Annotated in this window: 16 protein-coding genes; 14 read left to right on the top strand and 2 right to left on the bottom strand. The window is 40.2% G+C overall.

What is annotated here, in order from left to right; all coding sequences use genetic code 11:
• The first annotated feature begins 2 nt into the window (after nucleotides 1-2).
• From PFZ69_RS05660 to PFZ69_RS05595, 14 genes are all read left to right on the top strand, one after another.
• A complete protein-coding gene (locus tag PFZ69_RS05660; protein WP_270180035.1) occupies nucleotides 3-986 on the top strand; it encodes an alpha-ketoacid dehydrogenase subunit beta in 984 nt (327 codons plus the stop codon).
• 16 nt (nucleotides 987-1,002) lie between these two features.
• Nucleotides 1,003-2,346 (top strand): dihydrolipoamide acetyltransferase family protein, encoded by a 1,344-nt coding sequence (locus PFZ69_RS05655; RefSeq protein ID WP_270180034.1) that lies wholly within the window; start codon nucleotides 1,003-1,005, stop codon nucleotides 2,344-2,346.
• Between the two features lie 13 nt (nucleotides 2,347-2,359).
• Nucleotides 2,360-3,766, top strand: coding sequence for a dihydrolipoyl dehydrogenase (gene lpdA, locus PFZ69_RS05650; protein WP_270180033.1), 1,407 nt, complete (start codon nucleotides 2,360-2,362; stop codon nucleotides 3,764-3,766).
• A 51-nt stretch (nucleotides 3,767-3,817) separates the two neighbouring features.
• On the top strand, nucleotides 3,818-4,759 hold the full coding sequence (locus PFZ69_RS05645) for a sugar-binding transcriptional regulator (protein WP_270180032.1): 942 nt from the start codon (nucleotides 3,818-3,820) through the stop codon (nucleotides 4,757-4,759).
• 149 nt (nucleotides 4,760-4,908) lie between these two features.
• A complete protein-coding gene (locus tag PFZ69_RS05640) occupies nucleotides 4,909-5,844 on the top strand; it encodes a sugar-binding transcriptional regulator (protein WP_270180031.1) in 936 nt (311 codons plus the stop codon).
• A 263-nt stretch (nucleotides 5,845-6,107) separates the two neighbouring features.
• Nucleotides 6,108-7,385, top strand: coding sequence for an NAD(P)H-dependent oxidoreductase (locus PFZ69_RS05635; protein ID WP_270180030.1), 1,278 nt, complete (start codon nucleotides 6,108-6,110; stop codon nucleotides 7,383-7,385).
• 22 nt (nucleotides 7,386-7,407) lie between these two features.
• Complete coding sequence (locus tag PFZ69_RS05630; RefSeq protein ID WP_270180029.1) at nucleotides 7,408-7,827, top strand: transcriptional regulator GutM; 420 nt, start codon at nucleotides 7,408-7,410, stop codon at nucleotides 7,825-7,827.
• A gap of 19 nt (nucleotides 7,828-7,846) precedes the next feature.
• Nucleotides 7,847-8,389: a PTS glucitol/sorbitol transporter subunit IIC gene (gene srlA, locus PFZ69_RS05625; RefSeq protein ID WP_270180028.1), complete on the top strand. Its 543-nt coding sequence runs from the start codon at nucleotides 7,847-7,849 to the stop codon at nucleotides 8,387-8,389.
• Nucleotides 8,361-9,401 (top strand): PTS glucitol/sorbitol transporter subunit IIB, encoded by a 1,041-nt coding sequence (gene srlE / locus PFZ69_RS05620; RefSeq protein WP_270180027.1) that lies wholly within the window; start codon nucleotides 8,361-8,363, stop codon nucleotides 9,399-9,401. The genes srlA and srlE overlap by 29 nt, the downstream gene beginning before the upstream one ends.
• Nucleotides 9,402-9,427: 26 nt before the next feature.
• Nucleotides 9,428-9,778 carry a PTS glucitol/sorbitol transporter subunit IIA gene (locus PFZ69_RS05615; RefSeq protein WP_270180026.1) on the top strand — a complete coding sequence of 117 codons (351 nt, stop codon included), beginning with the start codon at nucleotides 9,428-9,430 and terminating at the stop codon, nucleotides 9,776-9,778.
• A 193-nt stretch (nucleotides 9,779-9,971) separates the two neighbouring features.
• On the top strand, nucleotides 9,972-10,916 hold the full coding sequence (locus PFZ69_RS05610) for an AraC family transcriptional regulator (RefSeq protein WP_270180025.1): 945 nt from the start codon (nucleotides 9,972-9,974) through the stop codon (nucleotides 10,914-10,916).
• 15 nt (nucleotides 10,917-10,931) lie between these two features.
• On the top strand, nucleotides 10,932-11,327 hold the full coding sequence (locus PFZ69_RS05605; RefSeq protein ID WP_270180024.1) for a DUF1761 domain-containing protein: 396 nt from the start codon (nucleotides 10,932-10,934) through the stop codon (nucleotides 11,325-11,327).
• 156 nt (nucleotides 11,328-11,483) lie between these two features.
• Nucleotides 11,484-12,182 (top strand): SDR family oxidoreductase, encoded by a 699-nt coding sequence (locus tag PFZ69_RS05600; RefSeq protein ID WP_270180023.1) that lies wholly within the window; start codon nucleotides 11,484-11,486, stop codon nucleotides 12,180-12,182.
• 296 nt (nucleotides 12,183-12,478) lie between these two features.
• On the top strand, nucleotides 12,479-13,030 hold the full coding sequence (locus tag PFZ69_RS05595) for a DJ-1/PfpI family protein (RefSeq protein ID WP_270180022.1): 552 nt from the start codon (nucleotides 12,479-12,481) through the stop codon (nucleotides 13,028-13,030).
• Between the two features lie 39 nt (nucleotides 13,031-13,069).
• On the opposite strand, the gene PFZ69_RS05590 is transcribed toward PFZ69_RS05595, so the two are convergent.
• On the bottom strand, nucleotides 13,070-13,606 hold the full coding sequence (locus PFZ69_RS05590) for a DUF6944 family repetitive protein (protein WP_442865110.1): 537 nt from the start codon (nucleotides 13,604-13,606) through the stop codon (nucleotides 13,070-13,072).
• A 75-nt stretch (nucleotides 13,607-13,681) separates the two neighbouring features.
• The gene (locus tag PFZ69_RS05585) at nucleotides 13,682-14,881 is read right to left on the bottom strand and encodes an MFS transporter (protein WP_270180020.1); all 1,200 of its coding nucleotides are present in this window, start codon (nucleotides 14,879-14,881) and stop codon (nucleotides 13,682-13,684) included.
• Nucleotides 14,882-15,013: the final 132 nt, after the last annotated feature.

Raw genomic sequence — 15,013 nt, 5'->3', positions numbered from 1 at the left:
ACATGCGCGAATTGACTTACCTAGAAGCTGTAAGGGAAGCAATGAGTCAAGAAATGAGAGAGAATAACGATGTCTTTTTATTAGGTGAAGATATCGGCGTATATGGAGGCGCATTTGGAGTAACGAGAGGAATGATTGAAGAATTCGGACCAGAGCGAATTCGCAATACCCCAATTTCAGAATCAGCAATAACTGGAGGTGCAGTAGGAGCGGCATTAACAGGTATGAGACCTATACTCGAGCTTCAATTCTCTGATTTTATTACGATTGCCATGGACCAGTTAACGAATCAAGCTGCGAAGCTTCGCTATATGTATGGTGGGAAAGGCAGTGTTCCTATGGTGCTAAGAACTCCCGCTGGTTCTGGTACTGGCGCTGCTGCTCAACATTCGCAGAGTCTTGAAGCATGGGTCGCACATATCCCAGGATTAAAGGTTGTTCAACCTTCAACTGCATATGATGCGAAGGGCCTATTAAAAGCGGCTATAGACGATGATAATCCCGTAATTTTCTATGAACATAAGCTCCTCTATAAAACAAAGTGTGAAGTTCCTGAAGAACCTTATACCATTCCAATTGGGAAGGCAGATATTAAACGGAGTGGAGGCGACGTAACGATCGTTGCAACTGCTATTATGGTGCATCGAGCACTTGAAGCTGCTGAGAAACTTGTAAAAGAAGGGATCGAAGTTGAGGTGATCGACCCTCGTACTTTAGTGCCTCTTGATGAAGAAACTATCGTTGAATCAGTCAAAAAGACAGGGCGAGTTGTAGTAGTTCATGAAGCAGTGAAGCGTGGAGGTTATGGCGGAGAAATTGCAAGTATGATTGCAGAGAGTGAAGCATTCGATTTCTTAGATTCTCCAATCAAACGTCTTGGTGGGTTGCCGGTACCTATTCCTTACAATCCGAAGCTTGAGAAGGCAACTGTACCTCAGGTCGATGATATTGTAGAAGCAGTGAAAGAAACGATTCGGTTCAAATAGGAAAGGAGGTATTTAAGTGGCAAATGAAGTGTTTATGCCTAAGCTCAGTAGTACGATGGAAACAGGAACCCTTCTTCAATGGTTTAAGGAAGAAGGCGACTCTGTTGAAACTGGTGAACCATTGTTTGAAATTATGACAGACAAGATCAACATAGAAGTAGAAGCATATGATGATGGTGTCTTATTAAAGAAATACTATGATATCGACGATGAAATTCCAGTTAACCAAATTATCGCATATGTAGGGCAGCAGGATGAAGTAGTGCCTGACACCTCTCCGGGGATATCTGGTAATGAGATCAATGAAGAGAAGGAGCTTAATGAATCGGCTGTTGAGGAAACCTCGGTGAGAATTGAAGAACAATCAAAAGTTGAACCTTCAGAGGATGTTAGAGCTACCCCGGCTGCGAGACGAGTCGCGAGATCAAATAATATTCTGCTGAACGAAATTTCTGGAAGTGGTCCTAAAGGGAGGGTTCATGTTAAAGACGTTAATCAAGTTTTAATTCAGAGAAATGATTCTAGAGCAACACCGCTCGCAAAGAAAGTATCAAAAGCACATCAGGTATCGCTCGAGAGTATTAATGGTTCAGGCGTCAACGGTAAGGTTATGAAAAACGATGTCGCAAAATCCATTGATAGAGTCTCAAGGGTGGACCCTTCTATTCAAACTAGTCAGAAGAGAAAACTTTCAGGAATGAGGAAAGTCATCGCTGATCGGATGCAGGAAAGTGTGAATACAGCACCTCATGTTACATTAACTAGCGAAATCGATATGAAAAAGGTACAGGAACTTCGGAAAAACCTCATGAAAGTCGTGGAATCTCATACAGGAAACCGTCTTTCTTACACAGATATTATTATTAAGGCTACAGGGGAGGCACTATCTAGACACCCAGCTATGAATGCATCCTTAAATGATGATGAGATTGTATTAAATAACAGTATCAACGTAGGTTTGGCGGTCTCTTTAGATGAAGGACTCATTGTGCCAGTTATACAAGATGTTCCTAGTAAAGGGTTAAGAGAAATTAATGATCACGCGAAGAGACTTGCGAAGAATGCACGTAATCAAAAACTTCAGGAAGATCAGTTGAAAGGGGCTACCTTTACCGTAAGTAACCTAGGAATGTACGCTGTCGATGCATTCACACCAATCATTAATTTACCCCAGACAGCGATTCTTGGAACTGGGAGAATTCAAGAAAAACCAGTGGTCGTTGATCAAGAAATCGAAGTAAGACCGACTATGGCGGTAAGTCTATCATTTGATCACAGAGCTATTGATGGTGCACCAGCTGCAGCCTTTTTAACTGAATTAAAGCAAATCCTTGAAAATCCGTATGAGCTACTTGCGTGAGGAGGAGAGCAAATTGACTGCACCATATGATATTACTGTAATTGGAGGCGGACCAGGGGGATATGTAGCGGCTTTACATGCAGCGGAACAGGGAAAGCGGGTTGCGTTGATTGAAGCGAAGTATCTTGGAGGCACATGTTTAAACTGGGGGTGTATCCCGTCAAAAACGTATTTAAAACAAGCTGAGATTATTGAAATGATCAAAAAAGCAAGAGATTGGGGAATTGAAACAGGAGAAATAAAGCTTTCCATCGATAAAATGAAAAGGAGAAAGGATGAAGTCATTCACCGGCTTCGTAACGGTATTTCTTATCTATTGAAGCAAGGAAAAATCGACGTTTTTTATGGATATGGTACGATTGAAAAAAACCATTCGATCACAATAAAGACAAAAGACGATGTACATACTATCGAGTCAGAGAAGATCATCGTTGCTACAGGTTCAAGACCAGTCGTCCCATCCATTCAAGGACTAGAACAAGTAGACTATGATACAAGCGACACTATTTTTGATATGAAAAACATCCCTTCTTCAATCGCAATCATCGGTGGAGGTGTCATCGGAGTGGAGTTTGCCTGTATCTTTGCGAGTCTGGGTACAGAAGTTACCGTTGTGGAGATGGCAGATCGGATAATACCTAATGAAGATGCTGATGCTTCCAAGACGTTAACCAAAGAGCTAGAGAATAAAGGAGTATCGATATTGACAGGTTCTACTGTCAAGAAAGTCACGAAAGTCACGAAAGAGAACAATTATAGCATTTTAAGTGTGATGGATGGAAACGGAGAGACCCACTCACTAGAAGCACAATCCTTACTTGTTAGTGTTGGAAGAAAACCCAACACGTCAGCGGTTGAAAAACTCGAATTAGAAAAAAATGGTCCATTTATTCATGTGAATGAAAAGATGGAAACTACTAATAAGGGAATTTATGCGATTGGTGACGTGATCGGTGGGTATCAACTTGCTCATGTTGCGAGCGCAGAAGGGATTGTAGCGGCTAACAATGCTATGAATGTAGATGATCAGTTTGATGATAAAGTAATTCCGCGTTGTATTTACACACTTCCTGAAGTTGCCAGTGTCGGAATGACAGAAGAAGAAGTAGTGAATGCCGGAATCTCTTATCGAACGGAGCGATTTGAGCTACATGCTAATGGAAAAGCTCTGTCTGCTGGTGAAGCTGTCGGCTTCTCTAAAATAATTTGTGATGAAACGTATGGTGAGATCTTGGGTGTAACGCTTGTAGGGGCACACGTTACAGAGTTAATATCTGAAGCTTCTGCGTTTATGTCATTAGAAGGAACGATAGAAGAAGCAGCGAAAATGATTCATCCACATCCAACCGTTTCAGAGGCATTTCAAGAAAATGCTTCCTCCTTATTTCAAAAACTGAAAAACCAGGGTGTTCTCGTTTAGATTTTAGATTGCTATAATAGAACAAGCAATTGACGGATAGGCGGGGATACGATGTTGGATTGGGAAGAACGTAGAAAGCTTGTAAAAGTCGCAAACCTTTACTATTTCGAAGGATGGACTCAGAGTCAGGTAGCTAAAAAGATGGGGGTATCGAGGCCAATCGTTTCGAAGCTCCTTCAAAAAGCAAAAGATGCTGGGATTGTGGAAATCTATATTAAAGATGAAAATGCACACACAGTTGATTTAGAACAACAGTTGGAAGATAAATTTAAGTTGAAAGATGTTGTGGTTGTACCAACACATGGGTATACAGATGAACGAAGCAAACGGGCTGTTGCGAGAGCTGGTGCATACTATCTATCGAGAAATCTAGGTGATCATGAGAAGCTTGGAATATCATGGGGGACAACCCTCTCCTATTTCGTAGACGAGTTTCCATTCAAAAGGCATGAGGGTATCATAATCGTTCCTCTTGAAGGCGGGATGGGAAGGAAATATGTAGAAATCCATGCCAATCAACTAGCATACGAACTTGCGAAGAAATTAAATGGAAAGTGTTCCTATTTGTATGCACCTGCAATCGTAGAAACAGAAGAATTGAAAGCACGATTATTAGAGATGACAGATATAAAAGCTGTCCTTGAGGAAGGACGGCAAGTAGACAGGGCTTTGATTGGAATCGGGAATCCACATCAGAATTCAACTCTTGAGAAGATTGGTTATTTAAAGGACCATGATCTTGAACACCTTGATGCAATGGGAGCTGTCGGTGATATTGGGTACCGTTTTTTTGATGGAAATGGTGCCCCTATTAAAGATTCCATCAATGAAAAAGTAATAGGTATTCCTTTAGAGGACTTACGTGGAATAAAAGAAGTCATTGGTATTGTAGAAGGAAAACATAAAGCAGAAAGTATCCTAGGGGCATTGAATGGACGATTTCTTGATGTGTTGATTATTGACGAAGAAACCGCCTCATCTCTTTTAACATAACGTGCTGGATTATATCTCTTTAAGAGGTATAATCCTTTTTTATTACCTTTATCGTGTAGAAAAAAAAGATATGATAGTATATAGATTAGTATATGACTTGAAAAATGTGTAAGCGTTTTAATTTGAAGGATGGTAAAGGAGATTTTTATATGGCTATCTTAGAAGATAGAAGGTTGTTGGTGAAAATTGCACATATGTACTACGAGGAACGTGCAACACAGTCACAAATTGCACAGAAAATCGGTGTTAGCCGTTCGCTTATATCAAAATATCTTACGAAGGCTAGAGAAAAGGGTATTGTAGAAATCATTATTCATGACGATGACAACTTAAAGTATAGAGAATTAGAGAGTAAAATCGAAAGGAAGTATGGATTACGGGAAGTAGTCTGTATAGATAGCGTAGAATATGAGTCATCTAAAAGTAGATTAGGGAAAGCTGCTAGCCAATATTTATTGAGAATTTTAAAAGAAGACCAGGTGATTGGTATATCCTCTGGAACGACGATAAATGAAGTGTCGAAGGTGCTTTCTACTTCACAAGAATTTCCTTCGATCACATGTGTTCCTTTGGTTGGTGGTGTTGGAAATGAACGAGTCGATATTCACTCCAATTATCTAGTTGCTCGCTTTGGAGAAGTTCTTAGGTGCAACTATGAGCTCCTTCACGTGCCAGTGATTGTTGATAGTAAGGAAGCAAAAGATATTATGATGCGACAACCATCGATTGAGAAAGTGTTTTCAATGGCTGAGCAATCCCACATCGCTCTTGTAGGGATTGGAGGAACACCAGAGCATTCGACGATGGTGAAGTCCTACCTAAATGAAGAAAGGGAGGAGCTCTTCTGTAATAAAGAGGTAGTAGGGGACATTTGCTATAACTTTATTGACATAGAAGGCCGTGCTACAAACTCTTCATGGAATGATCGTGTAATGTCGCTTGATTTAGAGAAATTAAAGAACATACCCATTGTGATAGGCGTTGCTTCTGGCCACGAAAAAGTCAGTGCTATTCGAGCTGCACTTAAAGGCGGCTTAGTGAATGTATTAATCACTGATGAAGCTACTGCCCTTCAGTTAACGTAAAAACTTCATATCGTATTACCTCCTGACTGGTGCAAACACACCAGGCTTTTTTATTGAATCGTTTCGGTTAGGAAAACAACATATACCTTCTCCAAGAATGATTAGAGATACAAACTCTAAAAAAATCTGAATATTCAATATTGACACACATCTGAAGTTGCATTAAACTAAGTGTTAATAACATTTGTTCAAAGTTGTGTCATATGTTACGAGGGTCTTGGAGGAGCGATGGTCACGCGTTATTCAAAACAGGGAGGTTTATTATGTCGATCTATCAGAAGCTTCAGCAAAGAGAAAAGGAAAATAATCCAATAAAAGTAGGAGTCATTGGAGCAGGCCAAATGGGGTTCGGAATGATTGCTCAGATCTCACAAATAAGTGGAATGACAGTTACGGGAATCTGTGACGTAAATATTGATGCGGCTAATCGAGCGGCGGAATATTACAGATCGAGGATGACAGCCAAAGCTGTTGAATCGATCGTAGTATCAGACGATCTTCGAAAAGTCATCCAGTCACATGATGTAGACGTCATAGTTGATGCAACTGGAATACCAGAAGTAGGAGCAAATATTGCACTTGAGTCTTTAAAAGCTAAAAAGCACTTGGTTCTCTTGAATGTAGAAGTTGATATTACGATAGGATCAGTGATGCATGAACTCTTTTCAAATGCGGGGCTCGTTTACACAGGATCAGCTGGCGATGAACCAGCTGCAACGTTAGAGTTATACGAATTTGCTAAAACGATGGGCATGGAAGTATTAGTAGCAGGTAAGGGGAAAAATAATCCCTTTATACCGGAATCAAATCCCACCCTGTGTGCAGATGAGGCAAAACAAAAACAGATGAGTGCGCACATGTTAGCAGCTTTTCAAGATGGAACAAAAACGATGGCTGAAATGAACCTTCTAAGTAATGCAACAGGACTCCTTCCTGATAAAGTTGGGATGAACGGAGTTGATGCCACTGTTGAAACAGTAGCAGATAAATTAGATTTGATTCAAAACGGTGGTGTTCTTACAAATTACGGAGTCGTCGAATATGTACATGGATTAGCGCCTGGTGTTTTCGTAATCGTGAAGAGCGATCTCGAACCGGTAGATGAAGAACTCCGTTACCTAAAAGTTGGGAAGGGACCACACTACACTTTCTACCGCCCGTACCACCTTGCGAGTCTTGAAACCCCGATTACAATTGCAAAGGCAGTTTTACAAAACGAAGCATCTATTGCACCACTTGGAGGACCAATATCTGAAACGGTTGCTGTTGCTAAAAGGTCGATCAAACAAGGCGAAAGATTAGATGGAATCGGTGGTTATTCCGTTCGAGGAGTACTGGAATCCCATCAGGAAATGAAAGAAAACGGACACGTTCCAATCGGATTATTTAGTGGAAATGTTGTGGCAAAACAAGATATTCATGAAGGTCAATTCATCTCAGAAGATGATGTAGAGCTTGATCCATCTACTACCGTCTGGCAGCTCCGTTCTCTTCAAGATCGTCTTTATCCTTCTAAAGCTTATGAGAAATTAACCCTTTGATTAGATTCAATAGGAGGTCCATATGAAATTAACCCTGATTTTATGTGCTGTTCTCGTTTTACAGTTTATCTTTTCTCTCATTCAAATTCGTTACTATAGGAAAAGCATGGATAAAATTGTTAGCGGTTACAAAGACAAAGAAGGATACTACTTGTTTTCTGGGATGGAAAGAAGAACGTTTAAAACAGGTGCTATCGCACTAATCGTTGTCGATCAAGATTATGTTGTAAGAGACTGTCATTTACTAAGCGGAAGGTCAGTGTTTTCGAAGTTTAAAAATCAAACGGATTTTCACGGCATCCATGTTGGAGAGTTACTAGATCAAGTGTATCAAGGTAAGCAGGTTAAAAAGAAAAAAATATCTGCCCTTCATGCTGCACTGGGAATGGCGGCTGAAAATGCTCTTTTATCTATCTCTAAGAAACACGTAGAAAGGGTCTAAGAAAGGGGATTTCAAGGTAATGGAATGGATTAAATGGTTCGGTGAACATTTTATTGGTATGTTCAATGCTGGCGGTGAAGTCTTCATGGGTCTGATCACAGGTATCGTTCCAACACTTGTAGTGCTATTAACATTTACCTATGCACTAATGAAGTTTATTGGAGAGGAGAGAGTCAACGGAGCTATTCAGTTTGCCTCGAAATATATGATACTCCGTTATACGGTTATGCCTGTCCTCGCAGTTCTTATCCTTACAAACCCAATGGCATATACATTCGGAAGGTTTCTACCAGAAAAACAAAAGCCTGCTTTTTATGATTCGGCAGTTTCCTTTGTTCACCCAGTTACTTCTCTTTTTCCATATGCGAATGCAGGTGAACTATTTGTATACCTGGGCATCGCTAACGGTATTAAAGAAGCGGGTTATTCCATGTCTGAGCTTGCGGTTCGCTATTTCTTGGTAGGTATTGTAATCATCCTAATTCGCGGGGTCGTTACTGAAATGATTACGAAGTATTTAGCTAAGCGTAATAATGCAAGCGTGCTGGAAGGAGGAAACTGATTTGTCACATAAAGCCGTATTTGTATCGAAAGGTCCAGGTGGCTGGGGAAAGGGCCTATATATTGAACCACAAGGTAAGAAAACAAAGGTAGCTTCTATTACTGGTGGAGGCATTCATCCTGTAGCACGTAAGATTGCTGAATTAACAGGAGGAGTAGCGGTAGATGGTTTTAAAAACTCTGTTTCTGAAGAAGAGATGATGTGTGTTGTGATCGATTGTGGCGGAACAGCTAGAATTGGTCTTTACCCAATGAAGGGGATACCGACAGTCGACATTCTCGGTTCTTCTCCATCTGGTCCTCTTGCAAAGCATATTACAGAAGATATTTTCGTATCTGGTGTCTCTGAAAAAGAAGTAGCATTAGCTGAAAGTGCATCTGAATCGGCAAGTGCCCAAGAAAAAGAGGAGTCTGCTGTAAATCCACTAAATAAAGAACAGTTCCAGGAAGATTATCAAAAAATAAAAGAGGAACAGCTTGCTGGAAACCAGAATTTATTAATGAGGTTCTCACGTTCCATTGGTAAAGTGACAAGTACACTTTATCAAGCAGGTCGAGATTCGGTAGATATGTTGATTAAGAATATTATTCCGTTCATGGCATTTGTCAGTATGTTGATCGGAATCATTAATTACACCGGTATCGGGGATGTTATTGCCAATACGATGGCACCACTCGCTAGCTCATTATGGGGATTAGTTATAATCGTTATCATTTGTACGATGCCTTTCTTGTCACCCGTTCTGGGACCGGGGGCAGTTATTGCCCAAGTCATCGGAGTTTTAATAGGAAGTCAAATTGCGCTAGGTAACATACCACCACAGTTTGCATTACCAGCTTTATTTGCAATTAATGGTCAGGTGGGTTGTGACTTTGTTCCTGTTGGTCTTTCTTTGGGTGAAGCAGAACCTGAAACGATTCAGTATGGAGTACCTGCCGTTTTATATAGCCGCTTAATTACTGGAGTCGGAGCAGTGGTCATTGCTTACTTTGCTAGTTTTGGTATGTATTAAGACTACATATAATAGGAGGTTTTTAGATGTCAACAACTGTAGTAAAAGAAATAGGTTCGCTAGTCCCGACTTTTAAGGAAGATAAGATAGTTATATTGTTCGGTCCTCAAGCTCCTGATGAGCTAAGAGAAATGTCTGTCATCCATGAGTTTCAAGATTTAGAAGAACAGCCTTTACGAGTAGGAGGAACGATTACGTTCGACGACCAATCCTATACGATTCAAGCTGTAGGATCAAAAGCAAATCAGAATCTGAATGAGTTAGGGCACATATCAATTTATTTCAAAGATGAATTAGATGTTTTGCCTGGAGCAATATGTGTAGGACCAGATGTATTCCCTAAGTTAACTGAGGGAACTGTTATTTCTATAAAGTAATAAAACGTTTTAGATTAAAAGCCATTTGAGTTCAAGTGGCTTTTTTTACGTTTAAAGCGTACTTATAAAGAAAATAAGAGAGCACCAAAACGGACTCAACAACCTCGAGTCCGTTTTTTTATCGTGATAAACTTATGACAACATGTCTGATTAGCCGATACTATCTATAGGCTGAACGTAAAGGAGTTTTATCGTGAATACAGATGCAGAACAAACGAAGCATGTAAGTAAAGTACTAGAATACATCGAAGCAAATTTAACAGAATCATTACCATTACATACCCTTGCTGAAATCTCTACCTATTCTCCATATTACTTTCAGCGATTGTTTACGAAGATAATTGGGGAATCACCAGCAAGTTATATTAAAAGACTCCGATTAGAAAAAGCTGCTCATTTTCTAATTTACGAGTCTACGATGTCGATTACAACGATTGCTCATCAATGTGGTTTTTCCTCATTGTCCTATTTCACCTATTCATTTAACGATTACTTTCAAACCAACCCCAAAAAGTGGCGAGAAGGAGCATACTTGGAGCGTTTTGCTAGAGAATACCAAGATAGCAAGAAATCTAAACTTTATAACAAAAATATGAAAGAGAACTTTGAACCAAGCACTTATAATGAATTTAGTTATTTAGATCTATCCAATGTAAAGACTGTTTCCTTATCGAGCTATGTAACTGTTAAACGCTATAGCAAAGGTCCTTATACGGAGGGAGTTCAAGATGTGTGGGCGGAACTCTATCACTGGGCTAATGCTAGAGGTTATTCCGCTGATGAACTGTTAATGTTTGGAGTACCTAAGAACAACCCATACATTACACCTCCAGAAAAAAGCCTCTACGAGTGCTGTATAGGGCTAGAGCAATCAGAGCATATGAGCACGAGTGATGAAGTGGTTGGAGAGTTTGATGGTGGAAATCATGTGTTGTATGAATTCGATGAACTCCTCGATTATCAAGAGAGAAGTAAAATCATCGAGTGTTATTCAGAATTATATAGCATCTGGTTACCGAAGAGTGGATATCGGTATCTTAGTAATCCGATTGAGATTGTTCAATTAGAACAGGAGAAAGGGTCTTTACGTGTTAAATGTAAAATAAAGGCGATCGGTTTAGCGATTGAGCCTAAATGAATAGGGGGAATCAGAGTGTTGTCGATCAGTATTATCGGTATTATTGCAGGTGGACTACTTTATATGATTTATGGAGGCATTTATTATTCAGTGTTATTATCCGATAAAAAGAAAAGTGGAAATGAACAATTTTTACAACAAGCTTCAGCAGGTCCATTGAAATACGTCATTGCGGTGATAACGGCATTCGTCTCTTCATTCATCGTAGCGTTATTTGTTTCGATAAGCGGAACGACTGGAATATTATCGGGGTTAGGGATAGGGCTCTTAATTGGTACGATCATCACATTTTTATATTTGAAGAACCACAAGTTTGGATTGATGAGTAGAAGAGCTTTCTATATTGCGATAGGTGATCACCTTGTTGTCTTTACTTTACTTGGCGCGTTACATGGAATGTTTACGAACTAAAACCACCACTAAAGGTGGTTTTTTCGTTTAGATTCTCGGGCTATACTTATTGATAGAATTGTAAAAAATATATTTCCGTCGTCCAACACGTTTTTTTCGAAGCGATTTGTGGAAAGGATATGAGATACCTACTTAGGACATGAGGAGTTGAGGCAATTGGGTACGAAAACTGCACTTGTAACTGGTTCAAATAGAGGGATAGGTTTTGAAATCGCACGGCAGTTAGGGAAGCAAGGCGTCACAGTTCTCATGACTGCAAGAGATAAAGATAAAGGCGTAAAAGCGATGAAGGATTTAAAAGATGAGGGCCTCGACGTTCATTTTTATGAACTAGACATAACAAGTGATAGTAGTATAAAGCATCTGTATAGCGAAGTTTACAAAGATTTTCATAAACTCGATATTCTCATTAACAATGCAGGAATCTTCATCGATCAAGATTTTACTGTATTGGAACTTGACCGTGAAACTCTTTCAAAAACGATGGAGACGAATACGTACGGTCCATTATATTTAACGCAGGCATTGATTTCTTTACTTAAGAATAGTGAAGACGGTCGAGTTATCAATGTATCGAGCGGTCTTGGTTCTGGTAACAGCATTGGAGAGTCACATCCTGCTTACTCATTATCTAAAGCCGCATTGAACATCGTTACGATTCAATTAGCCGATGCGCTTCGAGATAAAGGGATCAAAGTCAATGCTATGTGTCCAGGCTGGGTTAAAACAGCTATGGGCGGAGAAGGTGCAATGAGATCTGTGACCGATGGGGCGGATACTGCGGTATGGCTTTCTCTTGGAGATGTGACAACGACAGGGAAGTTCTATAGAGATCGTAAAGAGATTGATTGGTAGGTTGAGATATAAAGGTATGAATTAAAACAGATCCCCTCTGATGCAGGAGGGGATCTTACTATTTTAAGTAGATGCTTCATTTTTTGATTGTCTGATTGAACGAAGCCGCTTTCTTGCTGAATTTTTCCTCGCCGTGAACGCTTTTGCTAATCCCAATTTTGGGATGTTTTGATATAAGCACTCACTATTTCCTTATATAATGTAAAAACGGTTTTAAATAAAACGTTATTTGAGTTAGTTCATTTCAAAATAAGGGTATGGAATTGACGTAATAACTAAGGTGGAGGTGCTTTTCAATGAGCAAAAAAGTGTTGATGATCACTGGCGATGCTGTCGAGGCGCTTGAAGTGTTCTATCCGTATTATCGTTGTCTAGAGGAAGGGTTAGAAGTGACGATTGCTGCCCCATCAGCGAAGAAATTGCAGACGGTTTGTCACGATTTCACTGGAGAGATGGAGACGTATGTAGAAAAGCCTGCATATGGAATCGAAGCGCATACTTCATTTAAAGAAATCGATCCTTCTGATTTTGATGGATTGATCATTCCAGGTGGACGTGCACCAGAGTATATCCGACTTGATGAGCATGTGCCGAATATTCTACGTCACTTTTTTGAAGAAAATAAGCCTGTAGGAGCGATATGCCACGCAGCACAAGTGCTGAGTGTCGTGTCTGATGTGATGGAAGGAAGAGAGTATACAGCTTACCCAGCATGTAAACCAGACGTTACAGCTTGTGGAGCTACATATAGCGAAGAACAGGTCCACACGCATCGTAACCTTGTGTCAGGACAAGCATGGCCTGACTTGCCACAATTTATGAAGGAATTCTTAACGCTACTGCGATAATGCTAAAACCCCTGGTGCTTCCACCAGGGATTTTTTTATTTACGGATATTTAGTTTGGCCGATGGCTGAAATGACAGATCCAACTGCTTGGATCCAACTACCCACTACATTGAGATTCTGTGCTTCTTTGCCTTTAAGTTCTTGGGCTCCTGATACAGCTTGGAGTGAGTTACCGATGACCTGAAGTAAGTTCCCATAGATATTATAAAGTTGTTCCTCTGAAGGCGTTTGTTCGAAAGCATCCCCAAGCGATGCACTTCCTCCAAGCGCCTGGAGCCAGTTTCCATCAATATTGAGGATCTGACTGATGCGTGAATTACTGTCTATGAGGATGCCAGCGACAACTGTTGAATTACCAACCGCTTGAATCTGGTTTCCTACTTTATTCAGATTAAAGGTTTCAACGGTATCTGCAATCAAAGCATTGCCTGTACCTTGCATGACGTTTCCAATCAGGTTAAGGGCATTCTTTAGCTCGTCACTCAATGATTTAAATGGTGTACTGCCAGTTGCAGCCAAAATGGTTCCTATCGCTTGGATCCAGGAACCTAATACAGCCTTTGTTTGATTGTCCATTGAAAATCGCCTACTCTATAGTAGTCCTAACATAGTGTATACAATTTCCCTCTGTTTGGTTCGAAAGTTGAGTCGTTAGCTTACTTTGATTGTTAAATTGGCTTTTTGACCAGCTTTATATTTTGTGAAAAAGGTAACGGTAATTGTGATCGATAGGATACCGAACATAACGCACATCAACTGCAGGCCGATCAAATCTAACATAAGACCTGTTAACAAGAGCACAACTTGGAAGATGATTCGGTCGAGCATGTTTCGGAACGAAAAGAACCTTCCGTGGTATTCTTTTGGTACTCTTGTTTGGAAGATCGTCGCAGCGGTTGGAAAAAAGCATCCGACTGAAAATCCAAAGATTGCAAATGCAACTACAGAAAGTACAGGAACCCATGCAAAGAATAACAAGAGCTGTGACAATCCGATAATAAATGAAAATACAAACAAAATGGTGTACGGAGATAAGTTATGAGCGAAGCGTTTTACAGTGAATGCTCCGATCATAAATGCGATGCCTTCAGCTGTGTAGATCCAGCTTTTAATCAATGTATTGTCTTGTAGTTCACTTATGTTGATGACCAACAGGTTAAATCCCCCGATGAATAACAATGGAACCATCGTCATGATAAGCGTCATCATGACGATCGGTAGCTCTTTCACGATAGGGAACAAGTCTTTAAACCCGCTCTGACCTTTAGAAATAGCAGCTCCCGTTTCTTTATTTTCATCAATTTTTATGAAAAAGGTTAAAACGAACAACAGTAAATAAGCGACTAACGACATTGTGTACATCATACTGAGAGACATGATCGCAAGAAAGATCCCTGCAACTGCTGTTCCTAGAATCCGTGATAATGTAGAGACGTTCATATGGACTCCGTTCATCTGAAGTAAATCTTTTTCTTTCACGATAAGAGGAATGGCTGCCTGAAGTGCAGGAAAATAAAAAGCTGCTGCCAGTTGAACCATTACTAAGAAAACAACCATCCAGAGAACAGATCCGGTCTGGATCGCGATCAACATAAAAACAACGCTCAATGAACGTACAAATCCAGCCATAAGCATGACGGTTTTCTTTTTAACTTGGTCCGTTATTCGTCCGGCAAGTGGACCGATCGCAACACCAGCTAACAGTCCCGCTGCTAGAATGACGGCTTTCATAAAATCTGATGGTACTTTTTCTTGCATAAATTCAAGGTTACCGATGATACCAAGCCATAGTCCAAGCCCGGCAACAAATTCCCCCATTAAGAGAATCCATACATTTTTATTTCTCCACATAGCTGTTCCCTCAATCTCATAATATTTCTACCATCATATCATGTAACGCCGTAAAAAAATCAGGTTATATTTGTCTATTGTGAAGATAGCGAGGATAAACGGTGCCACCTGCATGAAAAAAATACTTTATGC

The sequence above is a fragment of the Alkalihalobacillus sp. CinArs1 genome (assembly GCF_947387515.1).
Lineage (GTDB): Bacteria > Bacillota > Bacilli > Bacillales > Guptibacillaceae > Guptibacillus.
The sequence above is the reverse complement of the archived record's forward strand: the minus strand, read 5'-3'. Positions and strand labels throughout refer to the sequence as shown.